The following is a 24,716-nucleotide window of genomic DNA, read 5'->3' on the forward strand; positions in this document are numbered from 1 at the left end:
CGCAAGGTTCCCACAATGTTGCTGGGTCATCCTGTAGGCATGGCACAGCACAACCCCCGTTTCCCTCCGGTCCGCAGGCGCGCCCATGGACGTGCGCGTCCGGTGCCGTTCGCAGCACCGGCGGTCGACCTGGAGGCCGAATACCAGTTCTGGCAGGTCTATGACCGCGTAGTCCGCCCCCTGCCCGGGGGCGGGTTCCGCCTGGCCTGGCTGGTGCTGCAGGCCGTGTACCGGGCGCGGGCGCGCTATCCTGCCGATACCCACAAGGCGGCGCTGTCGCGGGTACTGTTCGGTACCAACATGACCGACGCGCGCGCGGCCGAACTGGAAGAGCTCTACGCGCTGGTCAGCCGCAGGCTGGCGGCGGTGGCACTGCGCACGCTGGCACCCCGCAACACCGCCTAGCCCGCCTTGCAGGGCATGCAGATCCGTCCTACCCCACCGGCACCGGCACGCAGGTCAGGGTCGAAGAACTCTTCCTGGCTGCGGATCTGCCCGCAGCGGCTGCAGACCTTCTTTTCCTTCGACTCCAGTCCCTGCACCTGCTCGATCACCTGATCGACCGCGGCCGAGCGGATTTCCGTGCCGGCCACTTCAATCAGGCGATAGAGCCGGTCGGACAGCGTCTGCACCGGGTCGCTGCCCAGGTTGAAGCGGTTGATGCGCAGGAAGCGGTAGCCGTAGCTTTCCAGGGTCAGCTGGCGCTCGACGTCGGCCTCCACCAGATAGCGCTCGTGGTTGCCCACATGCACCGGCTTGTCGCGGCGGAAATGGAATTCGAAACCGTCGTACTCGATCACGATCTGCAGCGCGCCGCGCACGGTCTGCACGGTCACCAGGAAGTCCACGCGCCACGCCGGGTGCTGATAGGTCGGGTCAAGCTGGCGCAGGTAGTCACCCACCGGGAACTGCGGAATGATCTCGACCGCATCGCCATGGGCAAGCACGAACGGCGTCTGCTGCAGCCACTGCAGCACCTTCGATTCCATCGGGCTGCGCGCGTCTGTCTGCGCGGCGTCGGGCGCGGGGCGGTCCAGCTGGCTGGCGTAGTAACGCAGCGCATTGCCGATCGCACCGCGGAACGCATCGACCGGCATCGAATGGACGAACCAGATCGCCTCCTGCGCACGGGAGAAGCCCACATTCAGACGCTGCACCTTCAGCTTGTCTTCCACCGCATCCACCGCGCCGCTCAGGCTGACCGGGAAGATGTAGTTCAGCGCATCCTGGCCGGCAGTCGCCACCATCGAATAGAAGATCAGCCCGCGTTCCTCACCCTGGCAGGAGTCGACCGTCATCACCTTCAGGCGAAGCCGCTCTTCGAACTCGCGGCCGCGCGGATGGTTGAACAGCGTCTTGGACAACAGCGTCTGCTGCTCGCGGAACGGCGTGATGATGCCGACCGTGGGCGGCGCGTCCGTATCCAGCAGTTCCACCAGGCGCTCGGCGATGAAGGCCGCTTCGGCTTCGTTGGTGCTGCGGCTGGTGCGGTGCCCACTGGCATCGACCTGGCTGAAGCGGATCACCTCCTGCAGCGGCCGGCTGCGGATTTTCAGTGCCTGCAGCTGGTGGTTGTAGAAGGTGGAGGACGAGAACCCGATCAGTTCCGCATAGCTGCGGAAATGCTTGCGCAGCATCACCGAGTACGAGGCCGAGAGCGAGCAGAACTCGAGCACCGAGCGCTTCACATCGAACATGGCCAGCCGTTCCAGCACGTCGGCCTGCTGGCTGACGTTGGTGCGGAAGTAGTTGACCAGGTCCGAGCGGTACTTGTCGTTCAGCGCGATGCTGGCGTTGGCGGCCTTGACGTTGGAGAACTGCTTGGAATCGCCCAGTACCACCACCTTGCGCGCGCGCAGCAGCGCCGGCAGCGCCTGCGCCACCGAGACCTGCGAGCCTTCGTCGATCACCAGCACGTCGAACAGGTCCGGCGCCAGCGGCATGTACTCGCCGAACTCGCGGATGCTGGCGATCATCACCGGGAACGACTCGCGCACGCTCTCGAACTTGTCCACCGGGAATTTCTGCCGGTTGGCGATCACGCCCGCCAATGCCCGCGCATCGGCGCGGTGATGATCCATGAAGCTGATCAGGCGCCCATCCACGTGGGCATTCATCACCGAGGTATTCAGGCGTTCCAGCTTGGTCTTGGTGCCGACATAGTCGTACTGCGGCGCGTCGACGAAGGCCTTGCGCGTGGCCATCCAGCCCTGCAGGAAGCGCAGGGTCAGCGCCCACAGCGCGGGGTCGTCCTTCGGCTCGGCCAGCAGGGTCTCGACGATGGCCGGGTTGAGCCGCGCCAGCAGGGTCATCGCCTGTCGTGCAACCGCCGCACCCGGTCCCGGCGCGGCGCCGTGGGCGATCTGCCGGTAGCTGGCCGGCAGCTGCGTGCCCAGGCCTTCGGCCTCCAGCTTCATGCGCAGCGCGTTTGCGCCCTGCACGATGTCCTGCAGGGCGGCTGCATCCTGCTTGAGCAGCAGCGGCCGTGTGGTGCCAAGCTGGTTGAGCTGAAGCTCCAGCCCGCGCACGGCATTGCCGCGCAGCAGATAGCCCAGCAGCGGCATCTTCAGCTGCTGGTACTGCAGCAACAGCGTGCCCAGCAGCCGTATCTGCTCGGCATCCAACGACTCGAACAGCGCCCAGCCGTCAACCGGTCGGTTGGCAAGGAAGGCGGTGGTCACCGCATCGCGACGGATGCGCTCGTCCAGCGACGCCGGGGTGTAGTCGGTACTGCCGAACAGGTCGGCAAGATAGTCTTCCAGTGCGTCCGCCTGCGCGGTCACCGCTTCCAGCTCGGTCAGCACGTTGGCATCCATCACCGCGTGCACCTGCTGCAGCACCGCGGGGGCGCGCTCGCCCAGCTCCGCTTCCTGCTCGTGCATGGTCTTCACTGCGGCAAGCGATACACGCCCCAGCGTCTGCACGGTATTGGAGATGGCCTGCCGGAGCGTCTGTGCCGTGTCCTGGCGCTCGCTCTCAAGGGCGGGCTGGTTGGCCTTCATCGCCTTGGCGAAGGCCGAAATCTGGCTGATCGTGCCGGTGGAGGTCAGGCGCTTGAAGTTGGCCGCCTGCTGGCCGAGCCGCAGGATGGGGTTGGGGAAATCGCGATCGTGGCGAACCCGGCTCATCGCATCGGACAGCTTGTCGTACACCACGTCCAGCGCTTCGGTCTTGTCCGACAGCACCAGGCAGCTCTTCTTGTTGAACGCACAGTCGGCGGCAATGGCGGTGATGGTGTGCGACTTGCCGGTGCCGGGCGGGCCTTCGACCACCACGATCCGCCCCTGCGGCTCGCGCACCGCCAGCAGGATCTTGCGCTGTTCCTCGTTCAGCGGAATGGGCGAATCGAACACCATGCGCTCCACCAGCGGCAGCGCATCCCAGGCGGATTCCACGCGTTCCCCGATGGGCTCGGGGTTGCGCATCAGCACGCCTTCCACCATGCCGTGGAACAGATCCACCAGCTTCGACCCCCCATTGCGGGCTTGGTCGATGATCTCCTCGAAATCATTCAACAGCGCCTCGTCGGCGCGCTCGAACGCAGCCAGGTGCAGGGCAGGCGACAGCGCAACGGTGGCGGTGGATGCCTCGCTGGCAGACGAGGAAAGCGAGACGTCGCCGCCCAGATCCACCGCGTTGGCCACCTGCCGGAACAGCGACGCCGCCACTTCGAACAGGCTCTGCGCCGGGTCGAGGTACTGGATGCGCTCCTGGATCGGCGACACCCACTCGCGGGCCATGCCTACGGCCAGTTCCTGCAGCACGAAGTCGATCGCGCGGCGGTTGGCGAACAGCCGGTTGCTGAGGGTCAGGGTGTAGCCCGACCCATCTTTGGCCCGCACCACGTCCAGCGGCAGGTAGAACACCGGGTACTGCACGCCCGCGTACTTGAGCGTGCCCACGTAGAGATACAGCTGCAGGCCATCGCCGGTGGCGACATAGGTTTCCAGGTCGCGGAACTCATGGAAGGCGTCGGCCGCCACGAAGTTCTCGAAGAACGCCATCAGCGCGCTGATCGTGCCGTCGCGGGTCAGCTGGTGCTCACAGGCCAGCTGCAGCGGCAGCTCGTCGCCGGTGGCCAGCAGGCGCGCCAGCACCTCCGGCAGCGTCTGGTACAGATCGACAACGGAACGGGTGACCAGGTCCGATTCCGCCGCATGCAGCGAATCCATCACCCAGTACGCCTGGCCCTGCAGCGGGCCGGCCAGATGCGCGATCAGCGGCCGCACCACCTGCACGCACATCGCATCCACCAGGGCGCCCTGCACCGATTCCACCCAGGCTTCCGGGTCTTCCAGTGCACCGGCCATGCTGGCGCGCGCCTTGTCCAGCACGGCCACGCGCACCGTGGCGATGGCGGTCTCGGTGATGGCGTTCACTTGTTCTTCGACGATGCGGCGCAGCGTCGCGCTGATCGGCCGGGTATAGCTGCGCGGGCCGATGGTGAACGAAAGCTCCTCGCCGGAGGGCCGGCTGAGCAGCTTCCACAGCTCCTTGTCCAACGCCGGATACGGCGCGGTGCGCATGCCCGCGCGGAAGCCGGAATCGCTGGTAAGCACGATGCGGCGCCGCGGTGCCTGCGCGCGCTTGAAATCCGATTCAAGGAAATCGCGGAAGTACTGCGAGATCCGCACCGCGATTTCGCGCATCTTCGTTTCACCCAGAGGCCCGCCGCCGCCGTTTGCCGCAGGTATCAGCGGAGTGGATGCATCGGAGGTCGGCAGGTGCGGCGGCTGGGGAGTGCTCATGTATGGCTGGGCGGGCACCTGGCAAGGCAGGCACCGCTAGGGACTGGGTCCTGCATGGTCGCACGCGTCGCCCGTGGCGGGGAGGGGGCCAGTGCCCTCTGCCGTGGCGGAGACCAGATGAATCTGATTCGTTCGTGCAAGCAGCAGCGCGCTAGGCGCCCGGCTTGCCCCGGTCGAGCTGCCGGTAGCCGATGGCCTCGGCCAGGTGCGTGGTCTGGATGGTCTCGCTTTCGGCAAGATCGGCAATGGTGCGTGCCACGCGCAGGATGCGATGCATCGCCCGCGCCGACAGCTGCAGGCGCTCGATGGCCTGCTCCAGCAGGTCCTGGTCTGCTTCGCTCAAGCGCGTGCACGCACGCAGGGCAGCAGGCGGCAGGTGCGCATTGAGGCCACCACGCGACTGCTGCCGCGCATGTGCCGCTTCCACCCGCGAACGCACGCTGGCGCTGGGTTCACCCAGCGGCGTGCTCTCGCGCAACTCCACCGCATCCATGCGGCTCACGTTGATGTGCAGGTCGATGCGGTCCAGCAACGGGCCCGATACCCGCGCGCGGTAGCGGGTGATTCGCTCGTCGCTGCACAGGCACCGGTTGCTGCGGTCGCCGGCCCAGCCGCAGGGGCACGGGTTCATCGCCGCCACCAGTTGGAAGCGCGCGGGGTAGACCACGCTGCGCGCCGCGCGCGAGATGCGGATGTGGCCGGATTCCAGCGGCTCGCGCAGGGTTTCCAGCGCGCTGCGGTTCCACTCGGGCAGTTCGTCCAGAAACAGTACGCCGTGATGCGCCAGCGAGATCTCGCCGGGGCAGGGCGGATTACCGCCCCCCACCAACGCCGCCGCGCTCGCGCTGTGGTGCGGCGCGCGGAACGGCCGCTGCCGCCAGCGTTTCGGGTCCAGCCCTTCGCCGCTGACCGAAGTAATGGCCGCCAACTGCAGGGCATCGATCTCTTCGCTATCCGGCAGCAGGCTGGGCAGGCGCGAGGCCAGCAGGGTCTTGCCGCAGCCGGGGCTGCCGATCAGCAACAGATGGTGACCACCGGCCGCCGCCACTTCCAGTGCCCGGCGTGCGAGCGCCTGCCCGCGCACGTCGGCCAGATCCGGCAGTGGCAGCGGTGTAGTGTCCACGCGTTCCACCTGCGGCAGCAATCGTGGATTCCCGAGCCCGGCACAGCATTCCAACAGAGTACGCGCCACGCGCACATCCGCGTGTTGGGCCAGCGCAGCTTCGGCAGCGTTGCCGGGCGGCACGATCAGGATGCGCCCGGCTTCGGCTGCAGCAATCGCGGCGGGCAGCGCACCGGACACCGGGCGCAGCTCACCGGTCAGGCCCAGCTCGCCGAGGAACTCATACTGCAGCAGCGACTGCGGATCGACCTGACCGCTGGCGGCGAGGATGCCAAGGGCAATCGCCAAGTCGTAGCGACCGCCCTCCTTGGGCAGGTCGGCGGGGGCGAGGTTGAGGGTGATGCGCCGCTGCGGGAAGTCGAAGCGCGCGCAGAGCAGGGCAGCACGTACGCGCTCGCGTGACTCGCGCACGCTGGTCTCGGCCAGGCCGACGATCTGCGTGACGGGCAGGCCACCGGAAAGATGCACCTCGATCCGCACCAGCGGGGCGTCGACCCCGGCGCGGGCACGGCTGTGGACCAGCGCCAGGCTCATGTGTGATTTCCTGCGGAGGGCGCTTGATGGTGGGGTAGGCGCTCTCCAGGGGGTATCGGGGATTGCTGGTGCAGCGGCTAGGGGGATTCCGGCCAACGGTGGTTCGGGCGCTCCGAACAGGCAGCGCTGCTCATCAGGCACCGAGCCGCCGAAGCGCCCAGAGCGCGCCTCGACCCACGATGGCCCAGCATGCAATCACGCTGACTACCCCACAGAACAACCGCCGATTTAATCAATGAAGCCCGTTGGATACACCCAGCTGGCGGTTGCATAATCAGCGTACAAAGCCGCTATCACTTCAGCTTTAGCCTGAGTAAAGAGAATGGGAATGAAGATTGTTGCAGCACAGATGCGATCAGCTCCTGGCGACGTCGATGGCAATATCGAACGGCACGTCCACTTCATTGATCTGGCCGCCTCGTGTGGCGGTGCGGCGGTCTTCTTTCCGGAGATGTCGCTGACCGGGTATGAGCCGCGGATGGCAGAGCAGCTGGCAATGACGGCAGATGATGCTCGTCTGGGAGTATTCCAGTCTCTGAGCGATCAACATCAGATTTTGATCGCAGTCGGCGGGCCATATCGTGGTAGCGATGGGCCGGAGATCGGCATGTTCGTCTTCCGCTGCGGTCAAGCACCCGCTGTCTACACCAAGCAAATGCTCCATGCCGACGAACTGCCTTACTTCAGGGCAGGAACCACGCCCCTGTCAGTAACCGTTGGAAAGGAAATTCTGGTCCCCGCCATCTGTTTCGAATCGCTACAGATGGATAGCGCCTTGCGGGCCAAGGAGGCGGGAGCAACGGTCTACATCGCCAGCGTTGCAAAAAACATGGCCGGTATGGCACGCGCTCATCACCATTACGCAGCAGTCGCGCGGGAGCTTGGGATGATCGTAATGGTAGCCAATGGCGTGGGCCATGCCGATGGATTTGAGATGACGGGAGAGTCTGCCGCCTGGGACAACAGTGGTGCGCTGAGATGCAGCGCCGGAACTGGAGACGAGGCATTGGTGGTGTATGACCTGGCAGAACAAAGCGGTAGCACCGTGGCGCTCTAGGCAATGAGCATCGCGGGAGTGCGAGCCAATGCCTGGGAGACTTGAGATGCTCGGATGGAGCTCGCTCGAGTCCCTTGTCCGCCTCTGGCAACGGCCGCTGGGCATATGCAAGCAAACGTGGCATCAGGCAATCCGCCTCGTCTGGATCCAGGCAGGCGACTGGAACACGACCGCACGAGTAAGATCACAGGCGTGAGGCCAGCGGCGTCTTGCCGCAACCAGAAATTCCAATCAGAAGTAGATGGTGTCTACCCGCTGCGGCTAATTCCAACGCGCACCCTGCATGCGCTTGGCCGCTGACGTTTGAGCAGGAACCCTACGTTCCATGAAGTATCCATTGTCACGCTGCCCTCAGCCCATCCGCGGCCCCTGCCGGCTCTCCTCACGCTGCTGCTCCTGCGTCTGCGCTTGCGCCAGCTGCTGCGACCGCTCCTGGTCCTGAGCACCAAGGCTCCGGTTGGCCGCTGCATACTGCTGCTCCGGTGCGACGGCCAGCGCGTCCTGCGTCGGCATTTGCACCCGGTTGGCGGCGGGGTCTGATGACGCGCCCGGCCCCGAGCGCGTCACGAACAATGTGGTACCCGCAGCACGGGTTTCGGTGGCCTCATTCAATGCCATGTCCACTTTGTCGCCGGGCTTGAACCCGGCCTCTGCCGCAAGCCTGTAGGCAGAGGCCAGCAGGCGATCACTGCTCTGGTCCCACGGCTTGTTGTTCTTTTCATCCAGCATGGTTACCGACGAGCGCAACTGCTCCAGCAGCCCGCTGCCATCCGGGCGCAGGGCTGTGCTGTGGTGTCGGTCCACGTCAGCGTCGTGCTGCGTGGCAGGCCTGGAGGTGTGCGGCGGGGATGCACTCGGCGCGGGCTCGGGTGTGGTGGGTGCGCGCGGCGGGGTGCCCGCGGGTTGCTGCTCCTGACCTGCGGTAGCGCGCTGCGCGTGTGCCTGAGCAATCTCCTCTGGCGTGGTGACGGAAACGATCTGCATGCGCTCGTCATCTTTCCCAGCCAATGTGGCCAGCGAGCCATCCTTCTGTAACTGCAGCATGAAGGTGCCAAAGCTGGGCACGGTGCGTGCGTGATCCTGGGCAACCGCGGCTACAGCGTCATCAATTTCAACTGCGTTTCGCACAATGCCGGCGCTTCGGTAGGCGTCCACGACCTGGCTGCGCAGGCCGTACTCGGTTGGCGTGGGATTGGCCCGGGCAATGTCGGCCATGGACATCAGCTCCTGCACACCGGCCTGCTGGCTCTGACGCGTGCGATTGAGCTCCTCGATGATGCTGCCCTCGGCCGGGTTGGTGCCATACACCCAACCCGGGGTGTGCCATTGCCCGTTGGCGTCCTGTGTGTACTTCTCGCCGTTGGAAGCGCGCAAGGGCTGGGTCTGGGTCTGCGCGTTGGCGATCACCTCCGGTACCGGCTCGATGGTGGCGAACTCGTGCCAGTTGTACTGGTTGAACGCCACCTGGTAACGGGCGGCGAGTGCCTCCGGCGTGTTGGCGGCGTTCTGGGCAATGATGCGCTGCGATTCCAGTTCCAGATGGCCAGCCTTTTCCGGGCTGACTGACACGCTGTGGTCGAAGGGGACGCGCCCATCAATCATTGCGTGGATGGAGAGGTTCCATTCGCCGTTGTGCGGGTTGCGCACGTAGTGGCGGTTGGTTTCAAACGGTTCGCGTGGTGGCGTGTTATCGCCGCCGGCATCGAGCTTGAACGGGTTCTGCGGTTTGGGCAGGTTTGCCATGCCCAGCGAATAGGAATCGTTGGCGGCTTTGTAGTTCAGCTCATCCACCAGCCGGCCACCGGCGGCCACCGTGGTATCGCGGTAGCTTCCGTCGGGCTGCGGCGTGCGCACGCTACGGCTCCAGGTGCCCTTTGCATCTTCCGGGTCGCGGCTCCATTCGTTGCCACTGCGGTCCACCTGGGTGTAGACCGCTTTCTTGTCTTGGTACTGGGCCCAGTACTCACCGGCGAAGCCACCGGCCACGCCGCCCAGCAGCCCGGTAGCCAGCGCACCTGGTCCGGTCCACGAGCCGGTAACCACGCCGTACCCCGCGCCCAACAGGAAGCCGCCGCCAAAGCCGCCCGCGGTACGCCCCACGAAGTGCGTAGCGGCAGATCTGGCGCCAGCGTCGTTGCCCTCGCTGCGCAATTCGGCCACGCGGTGACCGGTGATGGCGAAATCCACGGCCAGTGCAGCGACACCAGCGGCCCCGAGTACGCGCGCGCCGCTAATCTGCCCGCGTGTGGCGACGGCAGCCTCGGCGGCGCCTTCCGCAGCGCCCGCTCGCCCTGCAGTGCCAGCCAGTTCCGGAGCCGCGGTTGCCGGGCCAGGGCGCACGATGGCCAGCGGCATTTCCGGGTTGAACGCTGTGCGAACGCGGACGGCAGTGTGCTCGGTCAGCGGCAGGCGGCCGCCCTCGTTGGCCTCTTGAATTGCGGTGCCCAACGATGCGCGGCCGCCCCAGCGCTCGCTCAGGGTAGAGTTGCCGGGTTCGTCGATGGCATCCAGTGCCAACTTCACGTTGGCTTCGGACTGGGTGACACCACGCCAGCGCAGCTCGGAGGGGTTGAGGGTCTTCAGTTCCGCAATCTGTGCGGCGTGGGTACGCTGGTAGCCGTCCAGATCAGAAAAGAAGGTGCGGACCTTGGCGTTGGCTTCCGCCGGGGTCATGTTCTCGGGCGTGTTGGTGACCAGGTCGCCGTTGAGGATGCCGGCGCGAAGGGTATGTTCGAGGTTCTGGATGCGGGCACCCATACGCTCGGCAGCGGCAGCCCGCACATCCGGCGGAGTCTCCTTCGACAGCAGGGCTCGGCCATCGTACGTTTCCGCGAGGTCGTCGAGAACGAACTTCAGCTGATCCGAATACGCACCCAGAGGGCCGCCTGAGTGTGGCGAAATACCCAACCTGGTTGCCAGCGCGGGGTTCGCGGGCAGGTTGAGAATGTTGTCGGGTCCGTGGAGCGCGAAATGACCACTCCTGGCAAGCGACTTCAGCAGCGGGCTCTGTTCGAACGCAATCTGTTCGATCAGATGGTGTCCCTGAAAAACCGGTGTGTCGGCCATGCGCACCACCTCATTCAAGAATCCGTTTGAAAGAGCTCGTCTTAAATATCGGCTACATCGCGCAGCCGTACGCCGGAGAAGTTGCCCGCAGTCAATGCATCAAACATCGCGCGGTCGCAGATGGGCGGTGCGCCCATGCGAACCTGGCGGAAGATATGGGCATCTCCCACAACATCCTGTTTGAACACCAGGCTCGCTCCGCCGACGAGGCTGTAAAGCTTCTCGTCCTCGCCGGTCTGATAATTGTGGTCGAGCTTGATCCTCACGCGCGAAGCGGCTTCATCCAGGGCATCGAGTCTGCGCAGCACATTGCCCAGGTAGTACCGAGGGCCGGGGCTGCCGTCAGCAAGGCTGAAGTCGCATGCCACAAATGCAAACGCCTCGGGGTCCACCTGCTCAAGCAACTGCTTCAAAGGCTCCGACACAATCCATATGCCAGCGAGCTCTTCCAGATCGCGTGGCATTCCGCCCTTCTCCGGTACATGAACCAGGTGGGGACGCTCCGGATACTGGTCTGGCGTTCCGTCAGGACGCGAGACGACATTCATCCCCGGGTCGATCAGCTTGTCTTCGTTGGCGATTTCTATGCCGGGAACCCTACCGTTGCCCAGGAAGCCGGCGTCGATCAGGAAAAATTCGCCCTTATGAGATGCGGCTTCGGCTGGAACTTCAATGGGGGTCGATTCGGTCACGGGGGCTTCCATCATGGATGCGGGGGCAGGACGGGAAAGCTGTTTAGCCGATGCTAGCGGGGCTGCAGCGCAGCCACAAGTTCCGTCGGAACGGTGCCGCGAAGGGACGCTTGAGGCGGCGGCGGCGACTGGCGGACCGCCATTTGGATCTGCGGGTGAAGCGACTGGAGAGATTCCCGCCGGCAGAATCGGGGAGCCCACGCGTCCGTGGCATGATGGCGCGAGGGGGCCGAAGCCTGGGCCTTGCGCAGGAACGTAGGCATCTACAAGGAGGAGATATGCGTCCGGCTATGCCACGCAGGCAGATCTTCAATGGCACTCTGGGAACGCTCTCCGGCTTCTGCCTGCTGATCCTGCTGGTCGCATTGCAGAGTTCATGCTCAACAGCCGCTACGCGTCCTTCTTCGGAGAGCTTCAGGGTGAAGATAATCGACAACCTCGATGAGCGACGCCTTGATATGGCGGTGACCTCCCTCGACAATCATGCGATATGTGCCTCGAAGGAGAACTGGCCGGACGAGTAAGCCCTGCTGGGAGTTGCTCGCAGATGTGCGGGAGCTATCGTCCCGGTGGAAATTTCCCCTACTGATGACTTGCATGCCTCCAATGAACACTCGCAAGCTCTTCCTGATGGTCACGCTGGCACTCGCACTTTCTGGCTGCTCGGAAGTTGCAAGCACTCAATATGCAGACCGAAACCAAGCCGTTTCGAGACAGGCAATCGGTGAATCGAAGTGGTTGCCCGGGTGGTTGCCTGAGGATGCTGTCAACATACAAGAGACGCACGACATGGACACCAATGAGTCGTGGTTGGTCTTTCGTTTAACCAGCGGGATTCTTACTTTGCCTGAAGACTGCACGCTGGCAAGCAGGCCGGAGATGCCGGACGCGCGAGTCATGCGGCGGTTTCCCCAGTTCGCCCGAAGCGCTTGGTCGCGCGCGTCAAGTTACGCCGGAAAGTTCTACCTGTGTCCGGAGGGCAATGCTGGTCGCTGGGTCATGCATGATGAAGAACTGGACCTTGTTTACAGCAGAGTAAAGTTCTGAGACCGATGTCCGGGCGCTCAAGTTCGATAACGAACGGCAACCCTCTTCGTCCGAACTTGGACTCCCTCAACGTAGTCAGGCCGACGTCTCCCCGATTTTGAGTAACAGGACGATTTGGAGTTCAAGCTCTAGTTGGACACCGCTGCCCATCAGGGACCGCCCCACTGAAGCGCCCAAGCAGCGCTTCGATCCACGATGTTCCTGCACTCTTCACCAGCAACCCGCCCTGGCTCTGGTGGTAGCCCAACCATCGCTCGAAACTGAAACGCAGGCGCTCGATATCCGGCGCCCGCGTAAGTGCATCGGCGGGCATCCGGATCAGCACGCGTGAGGGGGTATTCTCCACGTCCATCACCAGAACGCCCTTGCAGCGGATCTCGAAGGACGTCACCCCGGCATAGCGCGTGTGCAGTTCAAAACCCTCATCTGCTTTGGCGGTCACGAAGCCGAGTGCATCACTGTGCAGCAGCCGGTAGTCGACTGGCTGCAGCTTCTGGTAGGCCCACACCTGATCGCCCGCTGGCTCGGGCCACTCCGCCCATACTGCGCCGATCAACGCGATGCACACCGCCGCAGCGGCAAGGCCGTGTTTCTTCATTCATCACCCCGCACAAAAACAGAACGTCACGCCCACAAGTGCGCCCTCAGTCCTGTGGCCGCACCCGCTCGTGGATGAAGGCCGTGAGTGCGATGTCGGCCATTACCAGTCCCTCCATCACCCGATCGCCCACGTACTGGTCGGGCCCGCCGTTCTGGCGCGTGCGCTCGGCCGCCAGCAGGATCTCCTGCACGATGCGCTGGCCCGTCAGCGCGCAGTCGGCGTCGCACAACTGCATCTGCCGGCTGCGCAGGTGATGGCGCTCGGGCCACGGCTGACCATCGGCTGCAGCGCCGGCGCCGATGCTGTGCAGGATGGCGATGAGGCTGTTGGGGTCCAGAGCAGGGGCGGGCGAGGGCGCTTCCTGGATGGGGCGCGGGGGAGGGGAGTGCGGCTTGGTCATGGCAGGCTCCGTGCAAGCAGGCAGAAGCCGCCACCGATTAAGGTGGCGGACGATGCGTGGCTCGAAAACCGGGCTAGGGACAAACCGGCGGGTACAAGACCCCCACGCACCGCCCGCCATAGCCGGCAGACGGATTGCCAGCCGGCACCACGCGTGGCGGTGCCGGCTGACAAGCGTAAAAACAACATCCCTAGAACTCGGGTTTTCGACGCCCGGCCACCCGTTGTCGGTGGCTCTACCAGAGTTGCCTGATGTTGTTTGGAATGCCAAGGGGTTGGGGCCAAAACCGCCAAAACCCGAGACGTTTTTGGCATTGTCGCACACGGTTCCACGAGAGGAGAGACAGGAGAGGCAAGGCTTTCAACACTCTCGGAGCTAGTCTGCCAAACTTCGCCATGCGTGTGTTCTGGATGGGGCCGAAAACGACAGCTCTCGATCCGGGGCTGCCTTGTACTGAAGGGAGTTGAGGCGGCTGTCATCTTCTCCGCGAGAACCCATGGCTTCCATGTTTGAGAGAAGCCAAGAATCGAGTACTTTGCAAGGAGACCTTCCTCGGAGCTCTGGCTGCCGGGACAGGGCCCGACAGCCGTTTACGCTTCAAAATCTCGGAGCTCACTGCGCGGCCTGGGAATTCCGGACAAAGCGCCGGTAGCCTTCTTCCAGAAAGTATTCGCTTCTGAGGACCGCTCTCGCTAAGGCGGCTTGCCAAGAGTTGACGCCGGCAGCTCTTACTTCTCCCTTAACATACATGTTGAGCACGCTGGTCATCATATCCTCTCCGACGTTCTTCCTCATCTCGGCAATAAATTCGGCGTAAACGATCATGCGAGTTGCAGCTTGGATTCCGTATCGTCTAGCAAGGCCCAATGCGTTGAAGTGATTCGTGATCCTCGCCGCGCGTCGCTCCGGCCAATGATCAGGGGGGGTCGCCGAGTAGACGGCAAGGATCTCACCAGCCTCCAGAATTTCTGCCTGTAACCATTGTTCGGTCATCACGGCAGTATCCTCAAAATATGGATGAGATGACGCGCTCTCGTAGGTGCAGACATCATCGGCCTTGGTGGTATTGCAGTCTCTGCATGAAGGAACAAGATTGATAGGCAGAATGGAAAAACGGGAATATCTTCCCTTCGGCAGGAAGTGGTCTAAGGTCTCGACGCTCCCCACGCCACAATAGGGACAGATATTGCCCTTTGCTGACATTTTTATCGAGTCATAATGAACTCTTGCGGCCTTCGAGGCTGGGACCATTTGCTTAGAATAAAGTGATTTAAGGTCACCTCTTGTAACCCTAAGCATTTCGCAATTTTCATCCCCGCCGCGCGGATGCGATAGTGCAAGGTGGAGCTCTCTGGCATTGGCCATTCGCTCGTATTCTGTCTCCTCCTCCGCGATTAGATCGGCTATCTCAGTGCACCTAGCTTTCATTGGCATGTCACTGATTCCAGAGATGCAGTCTAGGTGTACCATCCTTTGCGGCACTTGGGGTTTCTCCATCAGGATCAATTCTCTTCTCCTGCCTTTATGGAGTCCCTTGATGCGATCATCGAGGCAAGGATGGATATTCCCTCCATGCCTATTTTTCCGCCAAAACTCTCTATGATTTCTTCGAGGCTGGAGCCGCTATCAACTTCTTCTTTGAGTAGCGCATGAAATCCGGATTTTGAAACCTCTAGTCCAAATACTTCCGATGTTAAAATTCCAACATTTTCTGCGAAGGTTTCTCTGGCGGGGCGATCCTTGCGCCACTCGAGTCCAGACCTTGAGATCTTCCATACGCAGTTTCGGGGAACTTCTTGCACCATCACTGGCGAATGTGTCGCGACGATCGCTACGCCATTTCTGTCGTGCAGTATTTCCGAAAGTGCTCGCGTGAAGGCCGATAGCAATGGCGGATGCAAATGGCTTTCAGGCTCGTCCATCAAAAGAAGAGTCTTTTCTTCGACCAGGTGCACAAGGGCAGTAATTGTAAGTAGGACAATCTTGTGGCCCGAACTCATCTTCTTGAAGCGTCTTCTTGCAATAGCAAGTGCTTCATTTCTTCCTTGCTGATCGAAAGCAGTGGCTATTTGGCTGAGTCGCATGGCTGCGAAGTTCTCGTCAGACTCCAGGCGATTGATCGCTGTCAGCCATCTCTTTCTTCTTATCTCCTGAGACATGCAGGCGAGAAGGGCCTCCTCAAAATCAGCGAGGAGCTCCTCTTCGGTCTTGAGTCCGCTATCACTTTCAACCCTTTCCAAATTCTGTCCGCTCTCGTCCCCGCTCAAATGCCGCGTCTTCATTCCAAGGTAGGCATACTTGGGCCCAGATTTTGGCTCTGGACTGTCGGGTGGAGGCACGAATGGATCGAAAACGCTGAATGAAATTGACACCAAACCATTAAGCGGTTCACCGCTCTTCCCGGCCATGCCGGGTTCGCGGGATTGCGAGCGGAATTCTCCGCTGCTATTTTTGGCGTAAGCGGGGTGTATTGCTGCCACCATTCCGTTGAGGATGGTAGTTTTTCCAATGCCGTTTCGACCGATGAGCACGTGAATATTGGTTGGAGGCTTGGAGTCGGCTTCGACGTTGAAGGAAAGCTCCACGGGAGATCTCTCGTCGTCACCTTTATTATTGTACTCAAAACGGTAGCTTGTTAGAACTGCTCCGCCTTGCATGACTCGGCGATACTGAGTCTTTATGATCTCCTCGCTCACTCCGCGCAATAGAGATGTTGTGTAAACATTTTCCTTTTGTGCGACCGCTAGGGCTTTTTCGCTATATGCAACATCACGCAATCCTTCCAGGATGAATTTCCGCTCGTTTTCGCCAAGCGCAGAAACTTTGCTGTAGAAGTCTACGTCCAGTCCTATGGAGAACCACTTTTCTGATAACTCGGAGAATGTTTTATCCATGGCGTCAATTGTCCAGCCATGGCCTTGTCCTTCATATCCGATCTTGACGTCGCCGAGGAAAGAGTGTTCCCCGGATTCCCGCACTAGGTGGACGGCGAACTGCGTCTTATAAGAGTAGTCATCCCAGTTGTTGGGAATTAGCTGAATAGTTCCCCGGGAGTTGGAGCTTGCGTATTCCCCATATTTTCTTGCTATGAATTTCATTGGTTACGGGTCCTGATAATTGTTGGCATTCCCTTAAATACTTAAGATGTGATGTATTGTTACTCCTCGCGTGTTGGGTGCGGCAATCTATCATCTCTCGCTGGTCACGTAATGTACTAATAATAATTTCAAGTTCACGCCGCTTTCAGTGATTCGATTCAGTCCTTTGCATCAGGCTCCGCCGCGTGGAGCAAGGGATCGGTGGCTGAGGTATCAAGTCGCAAGCGCGTAGGATACCTATGCGGTTGCTTTTGGCGAGGTTCCATCGTGATTGAAGCGTTATGGATGACGGGCTGGTTCAACATTTGCCAAGTTGCTGCGGAAGGGGATGCGAGCTAAGGATGCCGGCGGTGAGTGCCCACTTATGGGAGATCAGTTGATGATCTCCCCACTCCCCGACGCCACAAACGCCCTCAACTGCCGAACGAACTCCGCATCGTAGGTCTCCCACTCCGTAATCTCCCCAACAACCCGCAACGGCTCCGCACTCCGATACGACCGCGTCGGATTCCCGGGAAACTTCTTGTTGGTGACATTCGGATCGTCCTCGAACGGCCCGGTCGGCTCCACCACATACACACGCGGTCGCCCCTCACCCCGGGCCATCTCCGCAGCCAGCCCGGCGCCCTTGGCAATCGTCGTGAAATGGACGTGGTTCATCACCACGCTGTCGCGATAGTTGGAGCGGAATCCCGCGCTCAGCAGTTCGCCCACTGCGAGGTTGGCCCGGGTGCCGTGATAGAACGGCCCGGCAACCTGGTCGCAGGTGTCATGCGATACGGGTGTCCATTGGGTGTCCTGTGCCATCGGCACTGCCCCTACCTGTCCTGCCGGATCGGCAGGCCGGCGAGTCTAGGGCGCCGGGCGGGCCTTGCGGCAAGGCCCCATCAAGGAAATAATCTGTAAGTGGGAGGCGCGGTGCGCCTCCTTTTTTATTCTGCCTTGCCGCGGCCTTCAGGCTCACGCACCGCCGTTTCCAGCGCATCCAGTTTCTCGCGGGTCTTCAGTAGCACTGCACGCTGCACTTCAAATTCCTCGCGGGTCACCAGGTCCAGCTTGGCCAGGCCGGCCTGCAGTGCGCTCTTGAAGGTGGCCTGCAGCTCCTCGCGCGATTCGCGCAGGCTCGGCGGCACCCGGTGGTTTCGCGCCGGCTGCGTGCAAGCGCTATGCTCCGGGCCGGGGTACCGCAGAGCGCCGCTGTAAGGGCGTGTCGTGTACACGCTGTTTCGGGCCTCAGCCCAAGCGCGTTGAGGGTTCCGTCAAGTGCTGGGAAGCACGTCAGCAAAGGACCGCGAAGGACAGATGACCATGAAGCCAGCGTGTGCCGCGTTCGTGCTGACCCTGATGCTGCCTGCATGCGGGCATCGTGTCGCGACCACGGTGGAGGTAGACCCCCGCGACGAATTACTGTGCGCCATCGCGGGTAACCCCAGCCGACACGATGGGGAAGAGGCTGTGTTGTCCGCAACGTACATAACGGATAACCGGCACTTCGAGATGTTGCGCAATTCCCATTGCGGCGAGGGTGGACACATCCTAGTGATCGGCAGGCATGGGTCGTCCGATTCGGTCAAGCGGTTCTACGCGGAACAGAAGCGCATCTGCTTGAAGCGAGATGCTCCAGCGGTGTGCAACACCACGGCCGTCGTGGAGGTATCTGGGCGGGTACGGCTGCAGCCGGAGGGCCTCGTTGTCTTGGACATTGAGGAGGTCCGGTCGTTCCGGTTCAATGAGTAAGTCGCTGCCCCGGGCAGATACTGCGTGTAGACCATGCTGGAGTGAGCTCGTTGGGCATGACACGAAAAGGCCTGCAATCGCGGGCCTTGTTGTTCACCGCCGCAGGGGTGGTCCGCTCAGCCGGCGTCGCTGCGGCCCTGTTCCAGCTCGCGCACCGCCGTTTCCAGCGCATCCAGTTTCTCGCGGGTCTTCAGCAGCACTGCGCGCTGCACTTCAAACTCTTCGCGGGTCACCAGGTCCAGCTTGGCCAGCCCCGCCTGCAGCGCGCTCTTGAAGGTGGCCTGCAGTTCTTCGCGCGATTCGCGCAGGCCCGGCGGCACCAGGTCGCTGAGGCGACGGGCGAGGTCATCGATTTGGTTCAGGTCGATCATGGGTGCTCCGTGGGGTGGTGGGCCTGCGCATCCGGCGCGGCCACGGCGGTTCGGCCGTAAGGATACTGCCGGCCCCGGCCTGCCGGACAGGCGCTGCGGGTTTCGCACCGGCCGCGTTCAGGCGCTATCCTCCACGCCGGAATACAGGAGATAGACGATGAAGATGGTCATGGCGGTGATCAAGCCGTTCAAGCTCGACGACGTGCGCGAAGCGCTGGCCGAGCGCGGTGTTACCGGGATCACAGTGACGGAAGTGAAGGGCTTCGGTCGCCAGAAGGGCCATACCGAGCTGTACCGTGGCGCCGAGTACGTGGTCGACTTCCTGCCGAAGGTGAAGCTGGAAGTGGCGGTGACCGACGATCAGGTGGAGGTGGTGGTGGAAGCCATCGTGAAGGCGGCCGGCACCGGCAAGATCGGCGACGGCAAGGTGTTCGTGTACGACCTGGGCAGCGTGGTGCGTATTCGTACCGGTGAGCTGGACGCGGACGCGCTGTAAGCCGCCGAGAGGGACGTGACCGGCGAGGTTTTGCGTCGCCGGAATGAGGAGCGGTCGAGCAAGCTCGACCTCTACCGATAAAGCGGGCGAAGCGAAGCGCCTACCGGCGCTTGGCCCACTTGTAGAACCGCTTCCAGCCTTGGCGCACCGCCGCCACCCAACCCGGGTCGGCCACCAGCGCAGCCTGTGCAGCACTCGGCGCCTGGCCAGTCACGCGCTGGCGCATCTTCAGCAGGTTCTTCATGTCGCTGCGGCTCAGCTGCCGGCTCAGCGGGTTGCGGCGCAGCCAGCGCGGTACGCGCCAGGCCGAGGTGAAATCCAGCAGTACCGGCACGCCGGCGCTGACCACCACGTTGGTGCCATGCAGGTCGTTGTGGGTGATGCCGGCGGCATGCAGGCGGCTCAGCGCGTGCTGCAGCTGTTCGAACACTTCATTGCCCACGGCCTGCGCGGTGCTCAACGTCTGGCCGGGGATGAATTCCATGCCCAGTGCGAGGCCACCGAGGGTCCCGAGCAGGGCCGGGGCGTGCTTCCAGCCGCCCAGCCGCTCCAGCATGCGTGCCTCGCGGCGCACCATCAGCCGGGCGATCGGCGACACCGGGGTGCCACGGTAGCGGGAGTAGTCCTTCACCACCGCCGGACGGCCGTCCAGGCAGGTGCGGTAGACATCGGGGGCGAGGAAACGCTCGCCGCGCTTGAGCAGCAGCGGCGCCACGGCGTCATCACCGCAGGACGGGGAGGGAGTGATGGAAGGGATCATGTGGGGTCTCGGGCGACCCGGTGGGCGGCGCTGAAGCGTCAAGCGAACCGGTACGACGGGGGGAACTGGCTAAACTTTCGTTAAGTCAATTTTAGTACCGGCAAGTTCGCTATTCCACGATTTGTCGGAGAAATGTCGGCGTCGTGGCTGGAACAGTTCGTCGCGCTTTTTCGGACAATTCTGTCTCACTTTGCGAAAAGCAGTTTGATTTCAATGGCTTGCAAATGTGGGCGGCAGCGCTCGCGGCGCAGCGCTGCGGCCCACGCACGCTTGGCTTGACCCCGGCGCACGGCCTGCCGACCATAAGCTGTTACACGCGACATCGACGGCCGCACCCACCCGGCACGTCCCCGTCTCCTGCCGCGTTCCCCACTGATGCCGGCCCTGCGGCCGCATCGCCCTGTTTCCCTGTCCGGCGCGTGCTGGAGGAAAGTGCTTTGATCATCAAAATCGTGCTTGCGGCGCTGTTCGTGTCCTGCGTGCTGTACATCCACTTCCGTGGCAAGGTCCGTGCGCGCTGGTCGCGCCAGCTGCTGGACCACTCCAGCTTCATGGCCCCGATCAACGTGGTCATGTACATGTTCTCCAAGGTGCCGACCACGCCGTTCCTGGACCCGGGCAAGGAATTCCCGCAGCTGGAGCCGTTGCGGCAGAACTGGCAGATGATCCGCGACGAGGCACTGGCGCTGCGCGATGCGCAGGCGATCGCTGCCTCCAGCACGTTCAATGATGCCGGCTTCAATTCGTTCTTCCGCCGCGGCTGGAAGCGCTTCTACCTGAAGTGGTATGGCCCTTCGCACCCGTCGGCCAAGGCGATGTGCCCCAAGACCACCGCGCTGCTGGAATCGCTGCCGGACGTGCGCGCGGCGATGTTCGCGCAGCTGCCGTCGGGCAGCGAGCTGCGCCCGCACCGCGACCCGTTCGCCGGTTCGCTGCGCCTGCACTTGGGCCTGGCCACGCCCAACAACGATGCCTGCTACATCGAAGTGGACGGCATCAAGAAGAGCTGGCGCGACGGTGAGTGGATGATGTTCGACGAAACCTACATCCACCATGCGCACAACGAGACGCCCGATGACCGGGTGATCCTGTTCTGCGATATCGCCCGCCCGCTGCGCTTCGGCCTGCCGGGCCTGTTCAACCGCCTGGTGGCGTCCACGCTGCTGGCCGGTGGCGCCTCGCCGAACCTGCCGGGCGACCCGACCGGTGGCGTCAACAAGGCCTTCGGCAGCGTGTACAAGGTGCGGCTGAAGGCCAAGGCCCTGCGCGAGCGCAGCGTGGTGGCCTATCAGGTAATCAAGTGGGGCCTGGTGGTGGCGGTGATCGCCGGTATCTGGGCGCTCTGATGCGTTGGGTTTGATGAGGTTGCCGGCCAGCGGCCGGCACTACCCGTAAAAACAAAAACCCGCGCTGTCGCCAGCGCGGGTTCTTCTTTGGGTGGGTGCCGACCGTTGGTCGGCACGCCTTACTTCAGCGCCGCCTTCACGAACGGCGGGGTCACCAGCACGCCGGTGTGCAGCGCGGCGGTGTAGTACAGGGTATCGAAGGTCTTGGCGGCCGAATCGGCCTGGCGGAAGTCGAAGCTGCTGTCGCCCTTGCGCGCCAGGGTCACGCTCCACCAGCCGGTGGGGTAGCACGGCTGCGGGAACGGCAGGGTCTTGAACGAGCCGAAGCCGGCCTTGTCCATTTCGGTGCGCATTTCGTTGATCAGTTCCAGCTGCATCAGCGGCGACTCGGACTGCTGCACCAGGATGCCGTCGTCCTTCAGGGCCTTGAAGCAGCTCTCGTAGAACGCCTTGTTGAACAGGCCTTCACCCGGGCCGACCGGATCGGTCGAATCGACGATCACCACGTCCACGCTGCCGGCCGGGCAGTTGGCCATGTAGGCCACGCCGTCGTCGAACATCAGCTCGGCGCGCGGGTCGTCGTTGGAATCGCACAGTTCCGGGAAGTGCTTGCGCGCCATCACGGTCACCTGTTCGTCGATGTCGCACTGGGTCACGCTCTCCACGCCCTTGTGCTTGAGCACTTCGCGCAGGGTGCCGCAGTCGCCGCCGCCGATGATCACCACGCGCTTGGGCGCGGCGTGGGTGAACAGTACCGGGTGGCTGATCATCTCGTGGTAGAAGAAGTTGTCCTTGCTGGTCAGCATGATGGCCCCATCGATGGTCATCAGGTTGCCCCAGTCGGTGGTCTGGAAGATCTCGATCTTCTGGAACGGCGACTGCACTTCGTCCAGCTTGCCGGTGATGCGGTAGCCGATGGCCGAGCCGGTGCGCTCGAAGTGTTCGATGTACCAGTTGCTGTTGTCAGTCATGGGAAAGCATTCCTGTTCGGAGGGGATGGAGCCGGGCTGAAGGCGGGGTGCCACGCATCCGGACGGATCGGCCCGTTCAGGTTCAGACCTGCCACGGGCGCGGGCGCGCATGATAACGAACCTGTGGGCATATAGGCGTTATCATGCCCCCCCTTTTATTTGCCACAAGGCCGACTGCAATGACCGATTGGTCCCTCGACCAAGCCCGCAAGACCTACTCGATCCCGCACTGGGCGGATGGCTATTTCGACGTGGATCAGGCCGGGCACATGGTGGTGAGACCGACCGGGGCGGATGGCCCGGTGGTGTCGCTGCCCAAGGTGGTCGATGCCGCGCGCGCGGCCGGTGCCAAGCTGCCGCTGCTGGTGCGCTTCCCGGACATCCTCGGCCAGCGCCTGGGCAAGCTGCAGGCGGCGTTCGCCCAGGCCCAGCAGGATTGGGACTACCCGGGCGGCTACACCGCCGTGTACCCGATCAAGGTGAACCAGCACCGCGGCGTGGCCGGCACCCTGGCCAGCCACCACGGTGAAGGCTTCGGCCTGGAAGCGGGCAGCAAGCCGGAACTGATGGCCGTGCTGGCGCTGTCGCGCCCGGGCGGCCTGATCGTCTGCAACGGCTACAAGGACCGCGAGTACATCCGCCTGGCCCTGATCGGCCGCAAGCTGGGCCTGCAGACCTTCATCGTCATCGAGAAGCCGTCCGAGCTGAAGCTGGTGCTGGAAGAGTCCAAGGCACTGGACGTGAAGCCGGGCCTGGGCGTGCGCATGCGCCTGGCCTCGCTGGGCGCCGGCAAGTGGCAGAACAGCGGTGGCGACAAGGCCAAGTTCGGCCTGTCGCCGCGCCAGCTGCTGGACCTGTGGAAGTCGCTGCGCGATACCGAATACGCCGACTGCCTGAGCCTGCTGCACTTCCACATGGGCTCGCAGATCTCCAACGTGCGCGACATCGCCAACGGCATGCGCGAAGCCACCCGTTACTTCGTCGAGCTGTCACAGCTGGGTGCGAAGATCACCCACGTCGACGTGGGCGGTGGCCTGGGCGTGGACTACGAAGGCACCCGTTCGCGCAGCTTCTGCTCGATCAACTACGGCCTCAATTCGTACGCCAGCAACATCGTGCAGCCGCTGGCCAATGCCTGCGAAGAGCACGGCCTGACCCCGCCACGCATCGTCACCGAGTGCGGCCGCGCGATGACCGCGCACCACGCGGTGCTGATCGCCAACGTGTCTGAAGTGGAACAGGCGCAGGAAGGCCGCGTGCCGGACCAGCACGACGACGAGCCGGCCTCGATCCGCCACCTGCGCGAGATCCACGAAGAACTGGACGTGCGTCCGGCGGTGGAACTGTTCCAGGAAGCACAGCACTTCCACGCCGAAGGCCTGTCCAGCTATGCGCTGGGCCAGATCGACCTGCCGCAGCGTGCGCGCATCGACGATCTGTTCTATGCCATCGCCCATGGCGTGCGTGCGCGCCTGAGCTACGACGAGAAGAGCCATCGCCCGGCGCTGGATGAACTGAACGAGCGCCTGGTCGACAAGTACTTCGTCAACTTCAGCGTGTTCGAATCGATTCCCGATGCGTGGGCGATCGACCAGGTGTTCCCGATCGTGCCGATCGAGCGCTTGAACGAGGCGCCGGATCGCCGCGGCATCATCGCCGACATGACCTGCGATTCCGATGGCATGGTCAAGACCTACGTCGAGAACGAGAGCCTGGACAGCTCGCTGCCGCTGCACGCGATCAAGCACGGCGAGAGCTACCGCATCGGTTTCTTCATGGTCGGTGCCTACCAGGAAATCCTCGGCGACATCCACAACCTGTTCGGCGATACCGACGCGGTGGAAGTGCTGGCCGATGCCGATGGCTATGCCATCACCCAGCAGCGTCGCGGCGATACCACCGACGTGATGCTGGACTACGTGGGCTACAAGCTGGATGACCTGCGTGCGGCCTACGCCGAACGCGTGGCATCGGCAGACCTGTCGCCGGAACGCGCGCAGGAGCTGTCCGAAGCGCTGGAAGCGGGCCTGACCGGTTACACCTACCTGTCCGACGAACCGTTGATCTAAGGGCGACGGTAACGCCGGGCATGGCCCGGCGCTACCGGTGCTGATGAGCGCCCGCGCGATCTTTCATCTGTTCCTGCATGCCGCCGTGCCAGCCCTGCTGGCATGGCTGTTCTGGCGCAAGCGCTTCGCCTCGGCGTGGCTGTTGCTGCTGTTGGGCTGGATCATCGACCTGGACCATCTGTTGGCCGATCCGATCTACGCCCCGAACCGCTGCAGCATCGGCTTCCACCCGCTGCATACCGCACCGGCGATTGCCGTGTATGCGGGCCTGTGCGTACCGAAGAAGACCCGGCTGGTGGGGATTGGTTTGATGATCCACATCGTGCTGGATGCCATCGACTGCTGGTGGATGCATCACCGGTAGTTGCCGACCTTGGTCGGCGCTCTTGAAGCGTGTCGACCAAGGTCGACACCTACCGGGCGGCGCGTGATCCGGTAGAGCCGGCCGCTGGCCGGCTGCTGCAGCGTGTTTCCGGCAATCAGGCGGTTGCCGGCCAGCGGCCGGCACTACCACCGGCGTTGCGGCACGTCACCCCACCGGCAACCATCGACTGCTGGTGGATGCATCACCGCTGATGCAGGGCGAACACCTGCTCTGGT

General features: G+C 63.1%; 22 protein-coding genes and 1 pseudogene. 9 read left to right on the forward strand and 14 right to left on the reverse strand.

Features of this window, described 5'->3' with window-relative positions:
- Nucleotides 1-102 precede the first annotated feature (102 nt).
- Nucleotides 103-405 (forward strand): hypothetical protein, encoded by a 303-nt coding sequence (locus AC1DKR_RS18155; protein WP_223496980.1) that lies wholly within the window; start codon nucleotides 103-105, stop codon nucleotides 403-405.
- Here the strand turns inward: AC1DKR_RS18155 and AC1DKR_RS18160 are convergent.
- Both AC1DKR_RS18160 and AC1DKR_RS18165 read right to left on the reverse strand, forming a co-directional pair.
- Nucleotides 402-4,748 carry an AAA domain-containing protein gene (locus AC1DKR_RS18160; RefSeq protein ID WP_478034225.1) on the reverse strand — a complete coding sequence of 1,449 codons (4,347 nt, stop codon included), beginning with the start codon at nucleotides 4,746-4,748 and terminating at the stop codon, nucleotides 402-404. The two genes, AC1DKR_RS18155 and AC1DKR_RS18160, sit on opposite strands and share 4 nt — an antisense overlap.
- Nucleotides 4,749-4,899: 151 nt before the next feature.
- The gene (locus AC1DKR_RS18165; RefSeq protein ID WP_478034230.1) at nucleotides 4,900-6,405 is read right to left on the reverse strand and encodes a YifB family Mg chelatase-like AAA ATPase; all 1,506 of its coding nucleotides are present in this window, start codon (nucleotides 6,403-6,405) and stop codon (nucleotides 4,900-4,902) included.
- A gap of 328 nt (nucleotides 6,406-6,733) precedes the next feature.
- Between AC1DKR_RS18165 and AC1DKR_RS18170 the strand changes: the two genes are divergently transcribed.
- On the forward strand, nucleotides 6,734-7,462 hold the full coding sequence (locus AC1DKR_RS18170; protein ID WP_478034235.1) for a carbon-nitrogen hydrolase family protein: 729 nt from the start codon (nucleotides 6,734-6,736) through the stop codon (nucleotides 7,460-7,462).
- A gap of 187 nt (nucleotides 7,463-7,649) precedes the next feature.
- Here the strand turns inward: AC1DKR_RS18170 and AC1DKR_RS18175 are convergent.
- From AC1DKR_RS18175 to AC1DKR_RS18185, 3 genes and pseudogenes are all read right to left on the reverse strand, one after another.
- Nucleotides 7,650-7,769, reverse strand: a pseudogene (locus tag AC1DKR_RS18175) (ATP-binding protein); the annotation flags it as partial.
- Nucleotides 7,770-7,813: 44 nt separating this feature from the next.
- On the reverse strand, nucleotides 7,814-10,528 hold the full coding sequence (locus AC1DKR_RS18180; RefSeq protein WP_478034237.1) for an XVIPCD domain-containing protein: 2,715 nt from the start codon (nucleotides 10,526-10,528) through the stop codon (nucleotides 7,814-7,816).
- A 41-nt stretch (nucleotides 10,529-10,569) separates the two neighbouring features.
- Nucleotides 10,570-11,232: an imm11 family protein gene (locus AC1DKR_RS18185; protein ID WP_206140162.1), complete on the reverse strand. Its 663-nt coding sequence runs from the start codon at nucleotides 11,230-11,232 to the stop codon at nucleotides 10,570-10,572.
- 266 nt (nucleotides 11,233-11,498) lie between these two features.
- Between AC1DKR_RS18185 and AC1DKR_RS18190 the strand changes: the two genes are divergently transcribed.
- Together AC1DKR_RS18190 and AC1DKR_RS18195 are read left to right on the forward strand one after the other, a co-directional pair.
- Nucleotides 11,499-11,744, forward strand: a complete 246-nt coding sequence (locus AC1DKR_RS18190) for a hypothetical protein (RefSeq protein WP_363733896.1) — start codon at nucleotides 11,499-11,501, stop codon at nucleotides 11,742-11,744.
- Between the two features lie 82 nt (nucleotides 11,745-11,826).
- Complete coding sequence (locus tag AC1DKR_RS18195) at nucleotides 11,827-12,267, forward strand: YbbD-related protein (protein ID WP_363733898.1); 441 nt, start codon at nucleotides 11,827-11,829, stop codon at nucleotides 12,265-12,267.
- Nucleotides 12,268-12,388: 121 nt separating this feature from the next.
- Here AC1DKR_RS18195 and AC1DKR_RS18200 read toward each other — a convergent pair whose 3' ends face one another.
- From AC1DKR_RS18200 to ubiK, 7 genes are all read right to left on the reverse strand, one after another.
- Entirely contained in the window at nucleotides 12,389-12,865 is a 477-nt protein-coding gene (locus AC1DKR_RS18200) for a cold-shock protein (protein ID WP_478034244.1), read from the reverse strand.
- Nucleotides 12,866-12,911: 46 nt separating this feature from the next.
- On the reverse strand, nucleotides 12,912-13,268 hold the full coding sequence (locus AC1DKR_RS18205) for a hypothetical protein (protein WP_478034247.1): 357 nt from the start codon (nucleotides 13,266-13,268) through the stop codon (nucleotides 12,912-12,914).
- Nucleotides 13,269-13,880: 612 nt separating this feature from the next.
- On the reverse strand, nucleotides 13,881-14,774 hold the full coding sequence (locus AC1DKR_RS18210) for an HNH endonuclease (RefSeq protein WP_478034251.1): 894 nt from the start codon (nucleotides 14,772-14,774) through the stop codon (nucleotides 13,881-13,883).
- The gene (locus tag AC1DKR_RS18215) at nucleotides 14,771-16,366 is read right to left on the reverse strand and encodes an AAA family ATPase (protein ID WP_478034253.1); all 1,596 of its coding nucleotides are present in this window, start codon (nucleotides 16,364-16,366) and stop codon (nucleotides 14,771-14,773) included. Before AC1DKR_RS18215 ends, AC1DKR_RS18210 begins: the two co-directional genes overlap by 4 nt.
- Before the next feature lie 372 nt (nucleotides 16,367-16,738).
- The gene (gene arr, locus AC1DKR_RS18220; protein ID WP_478034256.1) at nucleotides 16,739-17,173 is read right to left on the reverse strand and encodes an NAD(+)--rifampin ADP-ribosyltransferase; all 435 of its coding nucleotides are present in this window, start codon (nucleotides 17,171-17,173) and stop codon (nucleotides 16,739-16,741) included.
- A gap of 125 nt (nucleotides 17,174-17,298) precedes the next feature.
- A complete protein-coding gene (locus AC1DKR_RS18225; RefSeq protein WP_478034258.1) occupies nucleotides 17,299-17,499 on the reverse strand; it encodes an accessory factor UbiK family protein in 201 nt (66 codons plus the stop codon).
- A 720-nt stretch (nucleotides 17,500-18,219) separates the two neighbouring features.
- On the reverse strand, nucleotides 18,220-18,474 hold the full coding sequence (ubiK, locus tag AC1DKR_RS18230) for a ubiquinone biosynthesis accessory factor UbiK (protein WP_080149656.1): 255 nt from the start codon (nucleotides 18,472-18,474) through the stop codon (nucleotides 18,220-18,222).
- Between the two features lie 157 nt (nucleotides 18,475-18,631).
- Here ubiK and AC1DKR_RS18235 point away from each other — a divergent pair, with 157 nt between their 5' ends.
- Nucleotides 18,632-18,970: a P-II family nitrogen regulator gene (locus tag AC1DKR_RS18235; protein ID WP_032977217.1), complete on the forward strand. Its 339-nt coding sequence runs from the start codon at nucleotides 18,632-18,634 to the stop codon at nucleotides 18,968-18,970.
- Between the two features lie 100 nt (nucleotides 18,971-19,070).
- On the opposite strand, the gene AC1DKR_RS18240 is transcribed toward AC1DKR_RS18235, so the two are convergent.
- Nucleotides 19,071-19,730, reverse strand: a complete 660-nt coding sequence (locus AC1DKR_RS18240; RefSeq protein ID WP_424842623.1) for an RIO1 family regulatory kinase/ATPase domain-containing protein — start codon at nucleotides 19,728-19,730, stop codon at nucleotides 19,071-19,073.
- Between the two features lie 440 nt (nucleotides 19,731-20,170).
- On the opposite strand from AC1DKR_RS18240, the gene AC1DKR_RS18245 reads away from it, so the two are divergent.
- Nucleotides 20,171-21,076 (forward strand): aspartyl/asparaginyl beta-hydroxylase domain-containing protein, encoded by a 906-nt coding sequence (locus AC1DKR_RS18245; RefSeq protein ID WP_049465655.1) that lies wholly within the window; start codon nucleotides 20,171-20,173, stop codon nucleotides 21,074-21,076.
- A gap of 119 nt (nucleotides 21,077-21,195) precedes the next feature.
- Here the strand turns inward: AC1DKR_RS18245 and speE are convergent, their stop codons facing one another.
- Nucleotides 21,196-22,047 carry a polyamine aminopropyltransferase gene (gene speE / locus AC1DKR_RS18250; protein ID WP_442244194.1) on the reverse strand — a complete coding sequence of 284 codons (852 nt, stop codon included), beginning with the start codon at nucleotides 22,045-22,047 and terminating at the stop codon, nucleotides 21,196-21,198.
- A gap of 179 nt (nucleotides 22,048-22,226) precedes the next feature.
- On the opposite strand from speE, the gene speA reads away from it, so the two are divergent.
- The 3 genes from speA to AC1DKR_RS18265 are packed head-to-tail and all read left to right on the forward strand — an operon-like array spanning nucleotide 22,227 to nucleotide 24,692.
- Nucleotides 22,227-24,116 carry an arginine decarboxylase gene (gene speA / locus AC1DKR_RS18255; protein WP_025874563.1) on the forward strand — a complete coding sequence of 630 codons (1,890 nt, stop codon included), beginning with the start codon at nucleotides 22,227-22,229 and terminating at the stop codon, nucleotides 24,114-24,116.
- A gap of 43 nt (nucleotides 24,117-24,159) precedes the next feature.
- Entirely contained in the window at nucleotides 24,160-24,480 is a 321-nt protein-coding gene (locus AC1DKR_RS18260; protein WP_033832425.1) for a DUF6122 family protein, read from the forward strand.
- A gap of 29 nt (nucleotides 24,481-24,509) precedes the next feature.
- Nucleotides 24,510-24,692, forward strand: coding sequence for a hypothetical protein (locus tag AC1DKR_RS18265; protein WP_447945673.1), 183 nt, complete (start codon nucleotides 24,510-24,512; stop codon nucleotides 24,690-24,692).
- Nucleotides 24,693-24,716: the final 24 nt, after the last annotated feature.

The organism is Stenotrophomonas sp. 01N47 (assembly GCF_056399165.1).

Bases quoted from the DNA above. Each gene is read 5' to 3' on its own strand.
- AC1DKR_RS18160 (WP_478034225.1), bottom strand. From the start codon at position 4,748: ATGAGCACTCCCCAGCCGCCGCACCTGCCGACCTCCGATGCATCCACT.
- AC1DKR_RS18165 (WP_478034230.1), bottom strand. From the start codon at position 6,405: ATGAGCCTGGCGCTGGTCCACAGCCGTGCCCGCGCCGGGGTCGACGCC.
- AC1DKR_RS18170 (WP_478034235.1), top strand. From the start codon at position 6,734: ATGAAGATTGTTGCAGCACAGATGCGATCAGCTCCTGGCGACGTCGAT.
- AC1DKR_RS18180 (WP_478034237.1), bottom strand. From the start codon at position 10,528: ATGGCCGACACACCGGTTTTTCAGGGACACCATCTGATCGAACAGATT.
- AC1DKR_RS18185 (WP_206140162.1), bottom strand. From the start codon at position 11,232: ATGGAAGCCCCCGTGACCGAATCGACCCCCATTGAAGTTCCAGCCGAA.
- AC1DKR_RS18190 (WP_363733896.1), top strand. From the start codon at position 11,499: ATGCGTCCGGCTATGCCACGCAGGCAGATCTTCAATGGCACTCTGGGA.
- AC1DKR_RS18195 (WP_363733898.1), top strand. From the start codon at position 11,827: ATGAACACTCGCAAGCTCTTCCTGATGGTCACGCTGGCACTCGCACTT.
- AC1DKR_RS18200 (WP_478034244.1), bottom strand. From the start codon at position 12,865: ATGAAGAAACACGGCCTTGCCGCTGCGGCGGTGTGCATCGCGTTGATC.
- AC1DKR_RS18205 (WP_478034247.1), bottom strand. From the start codon at position 13,268: ATGACCAAGCCGCACTCCCCTCCCCCGCGCCCCATCCAGGAAGCGCCC.
- AC1DKR_RS18215 (WP_478034253.1), bottom strand. From the start codon at position 16,366: ATGAAATTCATAGCAAGAAAATATGGGGAATACGCAAGCTCCAACTCC.
- arr (WP_478034256.1), bottom strand. From the start codon at position 17,173: ATGGCACAGGACACCCAATGGACACCCGTATCGCATGACACCTGCGAC.
- ubiK (WP_080149656.1), bottom strand. From the start codon at position 18,474: ATGATCGACCTGAACCAAATCGATGACCTCGCCCGTCGCCTCAGCGAC.
- AC1DKR_RS18235 (WP_032977217.1), top strand. From the start codon at position 18,632: ATGAAGATGGTCATGGCGGTGATCAAGCCGTTCAAGCTCGACGACGTG.
- AC1DKR_RS18240 (WP_424842623.1), bottom strand. From the start codon at position 19,730: ATGATCCCTTCCATCACTCCCTCCCCGTCCTGCGGTGATGACGCCGTG.
- speE (WP_442244194.1), bottom strand. From the start codon at position 22,047: ATGACTGACAACAGCAACTGGTACATCGAACACTTCGAGCGCACCGGC.
- speA (WP_025874563.1), top strand. From the start codon at position 22,227: ATGACCGATTGGTCCCTCGACCAAGCCCGCAAGACCTACTCGATCCCG.
- AC1DKR_RS18260 (WP_033832425.1), top strand. From the start codon at position 24,160: ATGAGCGCCCGCGCGATCTTTCATCTGTTCCTGCATGCCGCCGTGCCA.